This is a genomic window from Sphingobium sp. WR1 (genome assembly GCF_059693745.1).
Map to the genome: position 1 here is coordinate 239,579 of NZ_JCATID010000002.1, position 16,617 is coordinate 256,195.

16 protein-coding genes and 1 pseudogene are annotated in these 16,617 nt (G+C 65.4%); 3 read left to right on the top strand and 14 right to left on the bottom strand.

What is annotated here, in order from left to right:
• Window positions 1-8: 8 nt before the first annotated feature.
• From AC58EF_RS03640 to AC58EF_RS03670, 7 genes and pseudogenes are all read right to left on the bottom strand, one after another.
• Entirely contained in the window at window positions 9-1,292 is a 1,284-nt protein-coding gene (locus tag AC58EF_RS03640) for a capsule polysaccharide biogenesis protein (RefSeq protein ID WP_497274586.1), read from the bottom strand.
• On the bottom strand, window positions 1,285-2,910 hold the full coding sequence (locus AC58EF_RS03645; RefSeq protein ID WP_497274588.1) for a capsular polysaccharide export protein, LipB/KpsS family: 1,626 nt from the start codon (window positions 2,908-2,910) through the stop codon (window positions 1,285-1,287). Before AC58EF_RS03645 ends, AC58EF_RS03640 begins: the two co-directional genes overlap by 8 nt.
• A 136-nt stretch (window positions 2,911-3,046) precedes the next feature.
• Window positions 3,047-4,449: pseudogene (locus AC58EF_RS03650) on the bottom strand (glycosyltransferase family 4 protein).
• Window positions 4,385-4,825, bottom strand: a complete 441-nt coding sequence (locus tag AC58EF_RS03655; RefSeq protein ID WP_497274590.1) for an HIT family protein — start codon at window positions 4,823-4,825, stop codon at window positions 4,385-4,387. The pseudogene AC58EF_RS03650 and the gene AC58EF_RS03655 overlap by 65 nt, the downstream one beginning before the upstream one ends.
• Before the next feature lie 9 nt (window positions 4,826-4,834).
• On the bottom strand, window positions 4,835-5,470 hold the full coding sequence (locus AC58EF_RS03660; protein ID WP_497274592.1) for a CoA transferase subunit B: 636 nt from the start codon (window positions 5,468-5,470) through the stop codon (window positions 4,835-4,837).
• Between the two features lie 2 nt (window positions 5,471-5,472).
• On the bottom strand, window positions 5,473-6,312 hold the full coding sequence (locus AC58EF_RS03665) for an HAD family acid phosphatase (protein WP_497274594.1): 840 nt from the start codon (window positions 6,310-6,312) through the stop codon (window positions 5,473-5,475).
• Between the two features lie 122 nt (window positions 6,313-6,434).
• Complete coding sequence (locus AC58EF_RS03670; RefSeq protein ID WP_497274596.1) at window positions 6,435-7,145, bottom strand: CoA transferase subunit A; 711 nt, start codon at window positions 7,143-7,145, stop codon at window positions 6,435-6,437.
• Window positions 7,146-7,233: 88 nt separating this feature from the next.
• On the opposite strand from AC58EF_RS03670, the gene AC58EF_RS03675 reads away from it, so the two are divergent.
• Window positions 7,234-8,115, top strand: a complete 882-nt coding sequence (locus AC58EF_RS03675; RefSeq protein WP_497274598.1) for a LysR family transcriptional regulator — start codon at window positions 7,234-7,236, stop codon at window positions 8,113-8,115.
• Window positions 8,116-8,294: 179 nt separating this feature from the next.
• Here the strand turns inward: AC58EF_RS03675 and AC58EF_RS03680 are convergent, their stop codons facing one another.
• From AC58EF_RS03680 to AC58EF_RS03705, 6 genes are all read right to left on the bottom strand, one after another.
• Entirely contained in the window at window positions 8,295-8,495 is a 201-nt protein-coding gene (locus AC58EF_RS03680; protein WP_497274600.1) for a Trm112 family protein, read from the bottom strand.
• The gene (locus tag AC58EF_RS03685) at window positions 8,492-9,106 is read right to left on the bottom strand and encodes an LON peptidase substrate-binding domain-containing protein (protein WP_497274602.1); all 615 of its coding nucleotides are present in this window, start codon (window positions 9,104-9,106) and stop codon (window positions 8,492-8,494) included. Before AC58EF_RS03685 ends, AC58EF_RS03680 begins: the two co-directional genes overlap by 4 nt.
• 5 nt (window positions 9,107-9,111) lie before the next feature.
• Entirely contained in the window at window positions 9,112-10,023 is a 912-nt protein-coding gene (locus tag AC58EF_RS03690) for a tetratricopeptide repeat protein (RefSeq protein WP_497274604.1), read from the bottom strand.
• Between the two features lie 123 nt (window positions 10,024-10,146).
• Complete coding sequence (locus tag AC58EF_RS03695; RefSeq protein ID WP_497274970.1) at window positions 10,147-10,512, bottom strand: DUF2141 domain-containing protein; 366 nt, start codon at window positions 10,510-10,512, stop codon at window positions 10,147-10,149.
• Window positions 10,513-10,586: 74 nt separating this feature from the next.
• The gene (locus AC58EF_RS03700) at window positions 10,587-11,315 is read right to left on the bottom strand and encodes a sterol desaturase family protein (protein ID WP_497274606.1); all 729 of its coding nucleotides are present in this window, start codon (window positions 11,313-11,315) and stop codon (window positions 10,587-10,589) included.
• Between the two features lie 139 nt (window positions 11,316-11,454).
• The gene (locus AC58EF_RS03705; RefSeq protein ID WP_497274607.1) at window positions 11,455-12,345 is read right to left on the bottom strand and encodes a prephenate dehydratase; all 891 of its coding nucleotides are present in this window, start codon (window positions 12,343-12,345) and stop codon (window positions 11,455-11,457) included.
• 172 nt (window positions 12,346-12,517) lie between these two features.
• Between AC58EF_RS03705 and AC58EF_RS03710 the strand changes: the two genes are divergently transcribed.
• A complete protein-coding gene (locus tag AC58EF_RS03710; protein ID WP_497274609.1) occupies window positions 12,518-13,141 on the top strand; it encodes a c-type cytochrome in 624 nt (207 codons plus the stop codon).
• A 362-nt stretch (window positions 13,142-13,503) separates the two neighbouring features.
• Window positions 13,504-15,078, top strand: a complete 1,575-nt coding sequence (locus AC58EF_RS03715; protein ID WP_497274610.1) for an ABC-F family ATP-binding cassette domain-containing protein — start codon at window positions 13,504-13,506, stop codon at window positions 15,076-15,078.
• Window positions 15,079-15,082: 4 nt separating this feature from the next.
• On the opposite strand, the gene AC58EF_RS03720 is transcribed toward AC58EF_RS03715, so the two are convergent.
• Entirely contained in the window at window positions 15,083-16,612 is a 1,530-nt protein-coding gene (locus AC58EF_RS03720; RefSeq protein WP_497274611.1) for a DHA2 family efflux MFS transporter permease subunit, read from the bottom strand.
• Between the last annotated feature and the right edge of the window lie 5 nt (window positions 16,613-16,617).

Here is a 16,617-nt window from a genome sequence, read left to right on the forward strand (position 1 = left end):
TTCGTGTGTCAGGCCGCGTCGCCGTGCACCACCCCCATGGCCCGCCGCCTGCGCCCGACCGGCCGTGGCAAGGGCAGCACTTCGGAGGGATCTTTTTCCAACCGCTCAATGGCATTCGCCACCAGCAGTTGCAGCCCTTCCTCACTCAGCAGGCCGCCGCGTATCAGGCAGCGATCGACCAACACCCGGCGGAAAGCCGAATAAAGGGCCATGTCGGGCGGACGCGGCGCCGCCCAAAAATCGTCCAGCCCCGTCCGATGGACGACGCCCGGCACCTTGTATACGGCATGTCCCAGCACGACCACCGGCTTGCCGCTGTTCAGTGCCAGCGTGCCGACCGTGCTGTTGACCGTCACCACGCCCAGCGATTTGCCGACAACCTCGGCAATATCCCAGTCAGGCAGATAAAAAACCCGGTCGGCAACGCCATAATGGGTTGCCAGCCGCTGGGTCAGGCGCCCCCAGGCGACCAGCCCCGGATCGAGCGGATGCCGTTTGACGAGCAGCGAGACACCTTCGGGTGCATGGCGGGCGAAACTCTTGATCACGAACCTCAGCGCCGCCCGCATATTCCCGAAGGGCGAATGGACGCGGATCTGATAGTCGGAATTGAGCTGCAATGGCAGGGTGAAATAGGGCCGGTCCTTGACCGCCTCCCACATCCTCAATGACCGATGCTCTTCGCTTCGGCGCATCAGGAGCTTGCAACACCAGGCGACCGATTCCAACAGGAAGCTGTGCGGCCGGTGCGTCCGGTAAAAGGGGAAATAGGGCCGCATCAACGCCGAAGCCAGCCCGTTGCGCATGGTGTTGCGCGCCCGCGCACGAAAGGTCGACGGGACGGCCGGCAGCACGCCTTCATATTCGGGCAGCCCTTCCGCCTGGTCGATATACCATTGCGGATCGAGCGGCAGGGTCGAATTGCCGTTCACGCCGTCATCCTGAAGCGTCAGGAAATCGGGCCGGATATAGCCTTCCTCCATACAGTGGACGCGCAGCCCGCGCAGCCGCGCCATGCTGTGCGCGGACGTATGATAGGGGCGGCAATCGCCATAGAGGATCAGGTCGGTGACGCCATGATTGACGATGAAATCGTCAAAAAATAGCGGCCAGTTGCGGAAGGTGCCGCGATAATCGGTCGCCTCACCCGGCCAGTCGACCTTGTCGCCGCCATTGATGTTGATCCGCAACGCGCGATGCCCGCGTTCCCGCAAGGCATCGGCCAGCATCGCGAAATAGGGTCCATGGGGCCCCTGAAGGAAAAGGAAGGTCTTCATCGGCGCGTCAGCCATGAAGATACTCCGTGGACAAGGTCATAAATCGCCGTAACTTTCCTTGTAATTCCCGCAACCTGATCAATGACGTCACGGGTGGCGTCGACCCGTTCGCCATACGCTCGACCATGACTTCCGGCCCGCATGGCAATTGGGTCACCATATCCAGATAGCGAGGATAGAGAATCAAGGCGGCGGCGACAAGCTGATCCAGGGTCAATTGCCGCCCCCGTCGGACATTGGGCTGCGCTAGGTCGCGCGTCAGCCCCCAACCGGCGTAGAAGGGCATACCGTGAACGGTGACGGGGCGTCCGCGCATCAGCGCCTCGAAACCCGTCAGGGACGAAAGCACATGCAACTCGTCCACGGCCTGCACCAGTTCCATCAGCGGCGCGCCGCTGTCGATCGCATCGGCATGGGCCAATATGGTCGCATCGGACATATGGCCCTTGCGGTGTCCCGCCTGCACGTCGGGATGGGGGCGATAGACGATCCACGCATCCGGTTCGGCACGACGCACCCGGACCAGGAAGTCGAGATTGCCTTCCACGCCCGCGCCGCCCAGTCGCACCGACAGATCATCATCGACCTGCCCGATCGCCAGCACCGTGCGACGCCCCTCCGGCAACGCCGGCATCCGCCCGGCATCCTGCCCATATTTGGTGACGCCGGCGGAACAGATGCGCGCGCGCAGCCGCTCTGCCCTTTCGATCAACGGTTCGGGAAAATCATGGGTTGCGAGCAGGGTTTCCAGATCATTCGCCGCGCAGCCATCATAATAGATGCCGTTGCGATCGATCACCACCGATCCCGGCGGGTGCAGCGCGGCCCCCAGGCCGCGTGACCGGATGAAGCCATCCTCGACCCGCACCAGCGGCACATTCCGGGCCGCGGCATCCTGCGCTGTCGTCGGCGGCACGCGGGACGGCCAGACGGCGAGCGCGCCCTTTTCCTGCTGCGCCCGGCGCAGGCCGCGCGATGCGGACAGAAAGGGGGGAGACTGACTCCCATCCCACAGGAACCGGCTGACTACCTCTCTCTTCCAGAAGGCCATGCCGCTTGCCGCGACGATGCCGCGATTGCCCTCCAGATGGCGCCGCCAGTCCGCCAGGTGCATGATCGCCGCCGCGGCATCCGTCGGCTCGCCGGTAAAGGGATTACGGTAGCGAGCCAGACCGATCCGCAGCCGTGCAGCCTCCCGCAAATGGCCTGGGTCGATCCGCTTCCCGTCGGGACCGAGCACCGGCACGCCAAGCAGGCCGGCGACCAGCGCCCATTCATCCTCTTCCGTCGCATGGAGCGCCTGCGCGCCATCGATCATCCCCCAGGGATCGCAATCGGCCGGCAGCATCCTGCCCGCAAAGGGCGTCTTTCCGGGGCCGGGCAACAGGCCGATCTCATCGGGCCGCAACCCGGACACGGCCCTGGCATCCATGTCGACACCAGTCCGCACCAACAGCCGCACCGGGTCCGGGCGACGCCCCCAGAAGGCTCCACCCACGCGCGCCAGCGCCACCGCATCGAGCAGGTCGTCCGGCACGACCGCGCCATCCTGCCCATCGTCGGTCGACGCGCTGATCGCGGCAACGGACGGTGGAACATGCGGAAAGGGCGGCGATCTCAAAAAGGGGAGCATGGGCTTCCATCGGCAATCGCTGCCGCCTTGCGCGCGCGACTCGTTACAAATCCGTGCCGATCATTCCGTGAGCGCACCGCGCACCGCATCCTCAATACCCCTTTATCGCCATCCTTGAGCGGCAAAAGAGCGAAGGTCAAGAAACAGAAGCCGTCACTTCTTCAATCAGTTCGGCAATGATGTCAAAATAGTCACGCCAGGTCGGCGCCCGCCAGGCCGCGATCCGCGCCAGCTGCGCCGCCCGCTCCGTCGAATCCGGCCGCGCATAGGCGCAGATGGCGCGCATCCACCCCAGCCCGTCCAGCGGGTCGAGATAATCGGGCGCATTGCCGCCCACTTCGCGATGGGCGATGATATCGCTGCAAATCACTGGCACGCCAGCCGCCAGCGCCTCGACCACCGGCATACCGAACCCTTCAATGAAGGAGGGCATCAGCATCGCGCGGGCATTGGCGACCAGCGCCTGCATCCGGTTGTCGGACACTTCACCCGCCTCGATCACATGGCCGCGCAGCGCCTCGGCCCGCTCCAATATGTCGATGACATTCTCATTTTCCCACCCGCGCCGGCCAACCAGCACCAGCACCGGCGAAGCATCCCCCAGTCGCTCGACCAGTCGCCGCCAGATGTTGAGCAGCAGCAGATGGTTCTTCCGCGGCTCGATCGTCGATATGTAGACGAAATAGGGCCGCGTCGGCAGATCGTCGTCCTGCGCACCAAAAATGTCGGGAAAGTCCGCCCCGAAATGGGCGACGCGCACCGCGCGTCCGTCCAGCCCGTTCTTCAGGTGCGGCGCGAGCGCATCGATCGTCGCCTGGCTGTTGCCGATGATGCCCGCGGCATAGCTGTCGATCGTGCGCACGCGCCTGCGGTGCTCATCGGCGCCCTGCGGCCGCGCAAATTCGGGATGGCTGAGCGGGATGACGTCATGCACCAGCGTCACCAGCTTCGCTCCCTCCGCCCGCAGGATCGCACCGACCTGGTCGTGATTGTCCAGATGGTGCGGCGACACCTGCAAATAGATGCGCGGGCTGGTCGCGCGCGGCACCGGCCGGGGTCGCGTGGCGAACATATGCCGGATGACCGCCGCCTTCCCCTCCCCCGCGTCGGCCGATCGGGCGTTGCGCCATTTCGCCGTCGTGAAGGCCAGGAACTGGCGCACCGCTGCGCTGCTCAACCGGCCATAATAGCCGCCGGCGGGATGGACCGCGGCAAAGGCCAGTCGATCGGGAATGCGCTCCAGCAATTCGCGGGCATAGACATATTCGACCCGGTCGATCCCAGTGGGCGCCGTGTGGAAAGCCCGCGACAGCAATCGCGAGACATCAAGGATGACTTCGCTCTCGCCGTGCCGGCCCAGAAACCGCGCGCTGGCGCGCTTCGACCGCAGGGCCAGCCGCGCGCCGGGTGCATTGAAGGGACGCAAAGCCATGTCAGCGCCTGTTCCACAGGCTGGTCGCGAAGAAAAGAAACATCAGAACTGCGCGCGTATCTCGTTGGCCAGCGCCTGCAATTCCGCGATATCCGCCTGCTTGCCATGGCCATGGGGGGTAAAGCCCCTGGGCTCGCCTTCCCAGCGCGGCAGGATATGGACATGCAGGTGGAAAATCGTCTGCCCGGCCGGCGCGCCATTGAACTGGGCGATCTGGATACCGTCGGGATCGAGCGCCTTGCGGATGGCGGTGGCGACCTTCTTCGTGGTCGCCATCACCTGGGCCAGCGCCTCCTCCTCCATCTCCAGCAGGTTGCGCGCCCTCGACCATTTGGAAATGACCAGCGCATGGCCCCGCGTCTGCGGCATGATGTCGAGGAAGGCGAAGGTGGTGTCGTCCTCATACAGCTTGGTCGACGGGATCTTGCCCTGAAGGATCAGGGCGAAGACATTGGCGTCGTCATAGGTGCCGTCGAGGCTCATATATTGCCCTTAGCTGATATAATGGGCGGTCGTCTTAGCAGCGACTTCCTCCGCCGTCACGCCCGGCGCCAGTTCGATCAGCTTGAACGGACTGTCATGGTCGGGACGCTGGAACACGCACAGGTCGGTAACGATCATGTCGACCACATTCTTGCCGGTCAGCGGCAGGGTGCAGGCCGGGATGAACTTGGCGTCGCCATTCTTGGAGCTATGCTCCATCACCACGATGATCTTCTTGACGCCCGCGACCAGGTCCATGGCGCCGCCCATGCCCTTGATCATCTTGCCGGGGATCATCCAGTTGGCGATGTCGCCATTTTCCGCGACTTCCATCGCGCCCAGCACGGTCAGGTCGATATGCCCGCCGCGGATCATCGCGAAACTGTCGGCGCTGGAGAAATAGGCCGACTGCGGCAATTCGCTGATCGTCTGCTTGCCCGCATTGATCAGGTCGGCATCCTCCTCCCCTTCATAAGGGAAGGGGCCGATGCCCAGCATCCCGTTTTCCGACTGGAGCGTCACCTCGACGCCATCGGGAATATGGTTCGCCACCAGCGTCGGGATGCCGATGCCGAGGTTCACATAGAAACCGTCCTTGAGTTCCTTCGCCGCCCGCGCGGCCATATCGTCACGAGTCCAGGGCATCTTCACTTCTCCCCTTCGGCGGGCGGCGCCCACCTCTTGTCCATCGGAAACACATCGTCATACCCGCCCTTGAGGCCGCTGCCATAGACGGGGTTGGGCATCACGAACCAGCCATTGCCCCACAGTCCCGCGATCGGCAGGCGCATGGTCGCGGCACGGCGCGCGGGCACGGGCTGGTCGGCATTGAACAGGTCGGAAAAATCGCCCAGCTGGTCGCCGCCCATGGCGATCACACAATAGCGGGCGGAAATCGTCCAGCGGCGGCCATCCTTGCGCGATCCCATGGCGTCGTCGCCGCTCAGATAGAGCGTCTGGCCATGCACCGCCTCACCCAGCCCAGCCGCCTTGATCGCACGCGCGGTCGCGTCGGCATGGGCGACCGACCTATTGGTGTTGAAGATCACCGCCACGCCCATGTTGCGCAGCGCCGCCAGCACATGATCGGCGCCCGGCACTGGGCCGACCGCGCCCTCGCCGGTCTTCTCCCATGCGTCCCAATCCGCCTCATTCCATCCCCGGCCGGTCCTGGCAGCATGATATTCATAGCCGGTGTTGAGCATCACCGTCTCGTCGACGTCGAACACGGCCGCAAAGGGCCTATCGCCGCAGGGCAGGAATTTCGGCACCTCAAGGGTCGATCCTTCCGCCAGCACCACGCTGTCGGCCGGGCGCGCCTTCACCTTCGCCGCCACATAGCCGAGCAGCGCGTGCCACGCCTGCACCGACAGCGCCGACGCCTCGCCCGAGCCATAGAGATATTGCATCCCGGCCGGAGGATCGGCGGACGGCGCGGAGACGGAGGCGGGCGGCGTGGTCGCACAGGCGGACAGGACCGCCAACAATGCGAGGCCGACAATCCCCCTCCCGCTTGCGGGAGGGGTTAGGGGAGGGTTTGTCGAGAAACGGCCAACGGAAAAGAAGCCCTCCCCCGACCCCTCCCGCAAGCGGGAGGAGAGAAATCGGGTCATGCCGCTTCCCGCTGCCTTACCGTCCGAAACTCGATCTTCTTGTCATAGGGCGCGCCGACGATCATCCGCTTCACATAGATGCCGGGCAGGTGGATCGCGTCGGGATCGAGGCTGCCGGTCGGCACCACCTCCTCGACTTCGGCGATGCAGAGTTTCGCGGCGGTCGCCATCGGCTGGTTGAAGTTACGCGCGGTCTTGCGGAAGATCAGGTTGCCGCTTTCGTCGGCCTTCCACCCCTTGATGATCGCGATGTCGGCGAAGATGCCGCGCTCCAGAATATAATCCTGCCCGTCGAAATTCTTCACTTCCTTGCCCTCGGCCACCTGCGTCCCGACGCCGGTCCGGGTATAGAAGCCGGGAATGCCCGCGCCGCCGGCGCGGCAGCGTTCGGCCAGCGTCCCCTGCGGGCAGAATTCCACCTCCAGCTCGCCGGCCAGATATTGCCGCTCAAATTCCTTGTTCTCGCCGACATAGGAGGAGATCATCTTCTTCACCTGCCGCGTACGCAGCAGCTTGCCCAGCCCTTCGCCGTCGATGCCGGCATTGTTGGAGGCGATGGTCAGATCCTTCACCCCCGAATCGCGGATCGCGTCGATCAGCCTTTCGGGAATGCCGCACAGGCCAAAGCCGCCCGCGCAAATCTGCATCCCGTCGAAGAGAAGTCCCTCCAGCGCGGCCGCGGCATCGGGGTAGAGCTTCTTGACCATCGGCATCCATCCTTTTGAAAGTTCACACCGTTCTATGCAGGCTGACCGATCAATACCAATGATTTGTTTTTTCGGTTAAACACAAACAATGTCTATCAATCGCATCGCCTTCTACCATCTGGAAACCTTGCTCTGGATCGCGCGCCTCGGCACCTTCGCGGCGGCGGCGGCGCGGCTCAACACGACACAGCCCGCCATTTCCGCGCGGGTGCGCGAACTGGAAAACCATCTCGGCACCGCGCTGTTCCGGCGCGAAGGGCGGACGATGGCGCTCACTCCCGCCGGACGCGAACTGGTGCGTGAAAGCGAACCGCTCTGGGCGCGTTTCCAGGGCGTGCTGATGGGATGCAGCGACATTTCGGGCGCGACCGGCATCATCCGCATCGGCGCGGGCGAAATTGCGGCCGCCAGCTGCCTGCCCGGCTTCGTCGCGCAGCTGGGCCGCGAACTGCCCCATGTCTCGCTGGAGGTGGACATCGCGCTGACGGCGGACCTTATCCAGCAGCTTGCCTCGGGCCATGCCGACCTTGCCTTCGCCGCCGGGCGGATCGCCCATCCGATGCTGCGGACCGCACCGATCGGCAGCGTCGACCTGCTCTGGCTGGCTTGCCCCTCGATCATAGTCGCGACCAAGACGCCGATCTGGTCGCTCTCCAATCTCTCGCCGCTCTACCGCATCATGAAGGATGCGATCGCCGCGTCGGACCTCGCCGACTGCCCGCTCAACCTGTGCAACAATGTCCGCACGATGATCGACATCGTGCTGGAAGGTGGCGGCATCGGCATCTTCCCCCTGCCGATGGTGCAGCGACAGATGGCGGACGGACGACTGATCCCGGTTCCGGGCGCGCCGGCCATGCCGCCCGTCGACTTCCATGTCGCCGTCCGCGCCGCCGAAGCCGACCCGCTGGTCCTCGCCATATTCGACCGGGCGAGCCGGCAGGAATTGCGGGGAAATGGCGGGATGTGACGCACACCGCCTTGGACAACGCGATCCCGCAGGCGAGGATGACAAAAAGAGGTGGGAAGCGGACAGGCGGCTTTTTCATCCTCCCCTTGCAGGGGAGGATTTTATGTCCACTCCTGGTCATCGCCAGACCCTCCCAATTCGCCTACGCGCGCCCTTCCACGGGTTCAGGACTAACGGCCCTAGGGGAACCTGATGGCCTTCGCCTCCCGCACGACCAGAACCGGCACGCCATCGCGCACCGGGAAGGCCAGCCCCGCCGCCTCCGACACCAGCGCCGCGCGCGCCGCGTCCCAGCGCAGCGGCGCGCGCGTCACCGGACAGACCAGCTTCTCCAGCAGCCACGGATCGATCGGCGCGGCCTCACCCACAATCCCGCTCATTGCATCGTCGCGCCGCCGTCGCGTTCGATCCGTCCGACGATCTGCATCAGCTGGATGATCCGTTCCGACCGCTCGGACAGGGTGTCGGCCTCCAGCAGCGTCTGCTTGGCCGCCGGGTCGAAGGGCGCGATCTGGGCGATGCCGTTGACCAGCGCCGTGTCGTCCAGCCGCGACACCGCCGTCCAGTCCACCACATAGCCCAATTTCTCGGCAAAGCGCCGCGATTCCTGCTCCAGCGCCGCGCGCTCGATCGCCGACAGCGCCTCATCCTCCTGCGGCGCCTGTTCGACATCGGCCTCGATCTGCCGGAACTGAGTCGCCACCGACAATTCCCGCACCACCCGAAACCGCGCAAGGCCGGTCAGGATGATGTTGAACCGCCCGTCGTCCAGCGCCTCGATATGGCTGACATGGCCCAGGCAGCCGACGTCGAACAGGGGCGGAACCTGCCCCTGCCCGCGCGGCTGGATCATGCCGATGCGTCGGTCGCGCGCCATCACGTCATGGATCAGCGCCCGGTAGCGCGGCTCGAAGATATGCAGCGGCAATTCCATGCCCGGCAGGAGCAGCGCGCCTGCAAGCGGAAAGATCGAGATGCGCGCCAGCGGCATGGCCGTTACGAAAAGAGGATCTGCGACAGCCTGCGCCGCTGCCCCGCGACCCAGGGGTCTTCCAGACCGACCGCCTCGAAGATCTTGAGCAGTTGCGCCTTGGCCGCGCCGTCATTCCACGCCCGGTCGCGCCGCACGATCTCCAGCAGCGCATCGGCCGCGCCGTCGCGGTCGCCATTGCCCATCAGGCCGCCGGCCAGATCGAACCGCGCCGCATGATCGTCCGGGTCGGCGGCGACCCTGGCCTCGACGCCCGACAGGTCGGCCACCGGCCTAACGTCGCGCGCCAGCGCGATGGCGGCGCGCGCCTGGTCGATCGCGCCATGCTTCGCCACATCGTCGGGCAAGGCGGCCAGCACCGCCTCCGCCTCGTCCAACTGTCCCAGGGCCACCAGCGCCCGCGCCTGCCCGGACGCCACCTCGGCATTGTCCGGCGCCATCTCGGCAATCTGGGTGAAGATCGACAGGGCGCGTTCAAACTCGCCGCCGGCCAGCATCTCCTCGCCCATGGCGATCAGCGGCGCGACTTCCTGCTTCAGCGCCTTCTCGTCGGATTCGATCGGCAACTGCGCCAGCAGCTGGTCGAGATATTGCTTCAACTGCCCTTCAGTGCGCGCCTGGCTCAGATCCGCGACCGGCTGGCCCTGGAACACGGCATAGACGGTCGGGATCGACTGGACGCGGAACTGGCTGGCGATGAAGCCATTCTCGTCGACATTCACCTTGACCAGCTTCACGCCCTTGGGCGCATATTCCGCGCACACCTTCTCGATCACCGGGGCAAGCTGCTTGCACGGGCCGCACCATTCGGCCCAGAAGTCGACGATCACCAGGCTCGTGCGCGAAGGCTCGACCACATCCTGGCGAAATGCCTCCACGGCCGCCTTTTCGGTCTCGCTCAATCCCAGGGTCGCCACGCTCTAATCTCCTGCCTATGCGGTCCAACTTGCCGCCCTCATACAGCGGCTTATGTGGGGCGTCACCCCTGTGGAACAAGTCGGAACGCGCGAAGGGCATGGCCGCTACGATGATCGAGCCCGTCAGAGAAAATATTTGAGCCTGATGTCCTGTTCGACCGCCTCGCCCGCCACCGCGAAGCTGGCCGACTTGAAGCTCGGCGCGCCAAAGCGCAGCACGGGATTGCGCGAAAAACCCACCCCTTCGCGCGGGATGCCGGCGAAACTGTCCAGCTTGCCGTTGGCATTTTCGTCATGGATGATGGCGATGGCGTAATGGCCAGGCGCCAATTGTCCCAGCGCCACCGGCCCGCCCGAAGCGTGCCCCGAAACGGGGACGGTGAAATGCCTCTTGTCCGGGTCCTTGCTGCAATCGGGGAAATGGTCGGGTGATCGGGTGACGCAGACCAATATCTGCCCCTTGGCCGACCGCAACCCTTCCAGCGCCATGCTGAGCGGCTGGGGCTGGGCGACCGGCGCCGCGCCGGTCAATCCCAGCACCGCCAGCGCCAGAACGCCCCGCTTCACGCCCGCCCCTTCGCGAAGTCGCCCAACCCCTTGTCCGTGCCGCATATCCTGTCCCAAAATCGAAAATAAAGACCGTAATTACAATGATATAGATCATGATGCCGCTGATGGTGGCTGGCGGTGATCAGCCATTGCCCCAGCGGCCCGCGCACCATCCAGCGCGGGAACATCTCCCACCCCATATGGTTGCTCACCCCCATGACGGTCATGATCGTCAGCACGCATCCCAGCGCGCCGACATGGATCGGGATCAGGAAGACCAGGATCGGAATCACCACCGCGCCGGTCAGCGCTTCCCAGGGGTGAAAGCTCATCGCCGCCCAGGCAGTGGGCGGCCGGCTGGCATGGTGGACCGCATGGGCGATGCGGAACAGCCTCGGCCGGTGCATCCAGCGATGGGTCCAGTAGAACCACGTGTCATGCGCGACGAGGTAGAGCAGCACCGACACCGGCAGCCACCAGAGCGGTTGATTGTCCAGATCGCTGTATATTTGTGTCCAGCCCCGCGCCTGCCAGCCCCAGGCGACCAGGCCGGCCGGCACGCCATAGACCAGCGCGGACAGCAGCGACCAGCCGATCTCCCGCGCCATCTGCTTTTCCAGTCCCCTGTAGAGGCCCGGCCGGCGAATCCGCGTCGCCAGCGCAAAGCCGCCGCTCGCCAGCAGATAGCGCAGGCCGACAATGGCGCTCATCGCGACGGCGGACAGGAGGATGGCTGCGGCCATGGGGCGGCTATAGCCAACCCGCAGCGGACCGTCACGTCTAGAGCCTGTTCCGATTAGATTGAATCGGAACAGGCTCTATTTTCTTTTTGTTTTCCGCGATTTCTGAGTCGTCAGATGTTTCATCTGACTTGAAATCGCTCTAAGTGCGGGGCCGCGCCTGGCGGTAACTGCCCAGCTGCCGCACCCATTTGGTATGGAATTCCAGCTCGGCCAGCGCGCGGTCGACCGCCGGATCGCCCGGCATCCCCTCGATATCGCAATAAAATTCGGTCGCGGCGAAGCTCGCGCCGCGCTGATAGCTTTCCAGCTTGGTCATGTTGACCCCGTTGGTGGCAAAGCCCCCCATCGCCTTGTAGAGGGCGGCGGGGATATTCTTCACCTCGAACAGGAAAGTCGTCATCACCGGACCGACATTGGCGGTCGGCAACCTCGGCTCGCGCGCCAGCACCAGGAAGCGCGTCATATTGTCGTCGCTGTCCTCGATATTCTCCGCCACCAGACGCAGCCCGTAAAGTTCCGCCGCCAGATAGGGCGCGATCGCGCCCTCGCCGGGCGTCTTCGTCTCCGCGACCAGCGCCGCGGCCGCCGCCGTGTCGGCATAGGCGACCGGCTGGATGCCGCGCTCGCGCAGATAATGGCGGCACTGGCCCAGCGCCTGCGGGTGGCTGATCGCGCTTTTCACTGGGGCGGTGTCGGGCGCCATCAGGCAATGACGGATACGCAGGAAATATTCGTCCACGATGGCCAGCCCCGATTCGGGCAGCAGGAAATGCATGTCCGCCACGCGGCCATGCAGGCTGTTCTCGATCGGAATGATGGCGCGGGCGGCCTGCCCGTTGCGCACTGCATCAATCGCATCCTCGAAGGCGAAACAGGGCAGTGGCACACAATCGGGCGCATAGCCCAATGCGGCGAGATGCGAATTGGCGCCCGGCGCGCCCTGATAGGCGACGGCGCGTGACGGGTCGGCGGCGGCCTTGGCGGCCTGATCCGCGACGATCGCGCGGGCGGGGGCGGGATAATTTTCCATGGGCGTGCGTGCGCTTAGGGTTTCCGGGGCGCGCGCGCAAGCATTGCCGCACCTTGCATTCGCAATAGGCATGAACCCGGCTTGCGCCTGCGCGTATCCCCCATTATGGCAACGCACAAGAGGGGGCGCGGCTGACAGTCCCAGAACATAAATCTTAGGGAAGACGAGCGAGATGGGCGATCGTTTCAATACCGTGGCGGGCTGGGCTTTGTTTGCGGGGATCATCGCCTTGGGCGGCGCGATCATCAGTTCGAAATATTATTCGTCCGAACGGCCCGAAAAAATGGGCTATGCCATCGAAGGCGTCGAAGCCGAGGGCGAAGGCGGCGAAAGTGGCCCCAGCCTCAACACCCTGCTGGCCAGCGCGGATGTCGCGGCGGGCGAGAAGGTGTTCGCCAAATGCGCCGCCTGCCACACCGTCAACCAGGGCGGCGCCAATGGCATCGGTCCCAATCTCTACGGCACGGTCGGCGAAGCCGTCGGTCAGGGCAAGGGCGGTTTCGCCTTCTCCGAAGCGCTCAAGAGCAAGGGCGGCGAATGGACGTTCGACCAGCTCGATCATTGGCTGAAGAGTCCGCGTGAATTTGCGCCGGGCACCAAGATGACCTTTGCGGGCCTGGGCAATCCGGCAGATCGCGCCAACCTGATCGCCTGGCTCAACACGCAGGGCTCGAACCTGCCGCTGCCCGCCGCCGATGCGGCGCCCGCGGCCGAAGGCGACAATGCCGCGGCGGCCGGCAACGCCGCCAATGCGGCGCAAGCCCCGGCCGAAAACGCCGCCAACGCCGCCGAATAACAGAGGCGATCGACGCGCCCTTCCCAGTCGCGAGCCTGACGGGCGCAGCGCTGGCCGATGCGCATCGCGGGGATGACGGAGTGGGGTGGAAAACGGACAGGCGGCTTTTTCATTCTCCCCTCCCCTTCAGGGGAGGGGCCGGGGGTGGGGGCTATCCCACCAACGCTGCATTATGAGGCACGCCCCCACCCCAACCCCTCCCCTGAAGGGGAGGGGCTATGAAGGTCCACTGCTGGTCGAAACTTGCCACGCCCTGCTCGGCTCGTTACATCGCCGGCTCCACCATTCCAAAAGGATCGCCGCCATGGATTTCACCCTGAACGCACAGCCCGTCCGCTCTGCCTTCAGGAAAGCCCCTATCCATGCCTGCCATCATCCTTTCGAATCTCTGCTGGTCTACGCCTGACGGGAAACCCATCCTTTCCGGTATCGATTTTCGTTTCACCGCCGAACGCATCGGCCTGATCGGCCGCAACGGCGTCGGTAAATCGACCCTGCTCGCGCTGATCGCGGGCGAGCGTCTTCCCGCTGCCGGCCATGTCCGCATCGACGGCAGCTTCGCAACGCTGCGTCAAACACCGCAGGCCGATCCCGGCCAGAGCATCGCCGACCTGTTCGACGTCCGTGCCGCGCTCGCACAGCTCGACAAGGCGGAGGCCGGCGACGCGACGATGGAGGAACTGGAAACGTGCGACTGGACCCTGCCGGCTCGCCTCGCCGACACGCTGGCGGAGGTCGGCCTCGCCGCCGATCCGGCGACACCGCTGGCGCAGCTCTCCGGCGGCCAGCGCACCCGCGCGGCACTCGCGGCGGTGGTCTTCGCCCGACCCGACTGGGTGCTGCTGGACGAGCCGACTAATCATCTCGATACCGAGGGGCGCGTGGCGCTCGCCGCCCTGCTCCAACGCTGGCGCGGCGGCGCGATCGTCGTCAGCCATGACCGCGCGCTGCTGGAAGGGATGGACGCCATCGCCGAACTCACCAGCCTCGGCATCGCCCGCTATGGCGGCAACTGGTCGGCCTACAGGGCGCGCAAGGATATCGAACTCGCCGCCGCCCGGCACGCGCTCGACCATGCCGAGCGGGAAGCCGCCACCCTCGCCCGCAAGACCCAGATCGCGACCGAGCGGCAGCAGCGGCGCGACGGCGCGGGCGCGCGCCAGGCCGGGAGGGGAGATATGCCCCGCATTTTGCTCGGCCGACGCAAGGAACAGGCGGAACGCTCCGGCGGCGACGCGGCCCGTCGCGCCGATCGCCAACGCACCGCAGCGGAAGGCGCCATTGCCGACGCCCGCGCGAAGATCGAAATCCTTGCCCCGCTCAGCATCGCCCTGCCCTCCGCCCAGGTGCCGGCCGGCCGCACGCTGCTGGTGCTGGACGGTGTCACTGCCGGTCATGATCCTGCGGACCCGGCGCTGCGTGACCTGCGGCTGCGTATCATCGGCCCGGAACGGATCGCCGTCACGGGCGCCAATGGCGCGGGCAAGTCGACCCTGCTTCATCTGGTCGCTGGCCAGATCACGCCGCTATCGGGCAGGATTCACCGCCCGGTGGCCACGGCGCTGCTCGATCAGGACGCCAGCCTGCTCGACGCGCGCACCACCATCGCCGACAATTTCGCCCGGCTGTATCCCGGCGCAACCCGCAACGCGGTCCATGCCGCACTCGCCCGGTTCCGCTTCCGCGCCGATCTGGCGCTGCAACGGGTGGAGACATTGAGCGGCGGGCAGCGGCTGCGCGCCGCGCTCGCCTGCGTGCTGGGCGGGGAAACGCTGCCGCCGCTGCTCTTGCTTGATGAGCCGACCAACCATCTCGACCTGGAATCGATCGCCGCGATCGAACAGGGCCTTGCCGCCTATGACGGCGCGCTGCTGGTGGTCAGCCACGACCCGGCCTTTCTGGAGGCGATCGGCATCACCCGCCGCACCGCCCTCTGACCCTTCAATGCGCGGCGGAGGTGTCGACCGGCCCGGCCGGGCGAGGCGCCAGCCAGACCAGGATGGCTGCGGCGAACAATATCAGCGCGGAAATGAAGAAGATATAATCGACGGCGACCGCGATCGCTTCCGTCTCGACGATGTTGGAGATCGTCTGCCGAACCTGCTCCGTAGACATGCCCAGCGCGCCGAGTTGCGCCTGCGCATCCCCCGGTTGCAGCACGCCCGCCAGCTCGTTGCGCGACACACGCTGCGCATCGCCCCATCCCGTCAGGACCAGCGAGGTGGCGATTGCGATCGCCATGGTGCGCAGGAAATTCTGCAGGCCCGCCGCCGACGCCGTTTCGTTCGGCAACACCGATCCCAGCGTGAGCGTGGTCAGCGGGATCATGAAGAAGGGCATGGCGAAGCCCTGGATGAACTGCGGCGCGGCCATCGTCCAGAAATCGATCCCGCTGGTCCAGTGGGCGCGCCACAGGGTCATCAGCCCGAGCCAGAAGACGGCGCTGGAAATCATGATGCGCGGATCGACCCTGCCGACAAAGCGGGCGGCGAAGGGCGCCGTCATCAGCGCCGCCATGGCGGTGAAGGCGGTCACGATGCCCGCCCAGGTCGCGGTATAGCCTTGCGTCATCTGCAACCATTGCGGGATGATCACGATGCCGGAGAAATAGGCGCCGAAGCACAGCGCCAGCGAAAAGACGCCTGATGTAAAGCCGATATGGCGAAACACGCGAAGGTCGACGACCGGATGCTCCTCAGTCAGTTCCCAGATGATGAACACGACAAAGCCGATCGCCGCCAATATGGCCAGCGCGACGATCGTCGGATCGTTGAACCAGTCATGGTCGCGGCCAATGTCCAGCATCACCTGAAGGCAACCGATCCAGAAGACCAGCAGCGCCAGGCCGATCCTGTCGATCGGCACCTTGGCCGTGTCGGTTTCCACCGGCCGCAACAGCGCCTGCGCGGCAAAGACGCACAGCACCGCGATCGGCAGGTTGATGAAGAAGATCCAGTGCCAGCTCCAATTGTCGCTGATATAACCGCCGATGATCGGTCCCATGGCCGGCCCCAACAGGGTCGTCATCGCCCACAGGCCCATCGCCCTTGGCCGCGTTTCCGGCGGGAAGATGCGCATCAGCAGCGTCTGCGACATGGGCATGATCGGTCCGCCGCAAATGCCCTGGCCGATCCGCGCGGCGACGATCATGCCCAGCGTCATCGACAGGCCGCACATCAGCGAGAAGAAGCCGAAGCCGATCATCGCCAAGGTGAAGACCCGGACCACGCCGAACCGCGCTGCGAGCCAGCCGGTGAGCGGCACGCAGATCGCCTCCGCCACCGCATAGGATGTGATGATCCACGTCCCCTGATCGGGCGAGATGCCCAGATTGCCGGCGATGTGCGGAACGGACACGTTGGCGATGGTCAGGTCAAGCACGACCATGAAGTTGCTGAGCGCCAGCACCAGTCCCGCCAGCGTGCGGGTGCGCGGAGAAAGCCGCGAAAAAATGTCGTCGTCGCCGCTCATCGTCC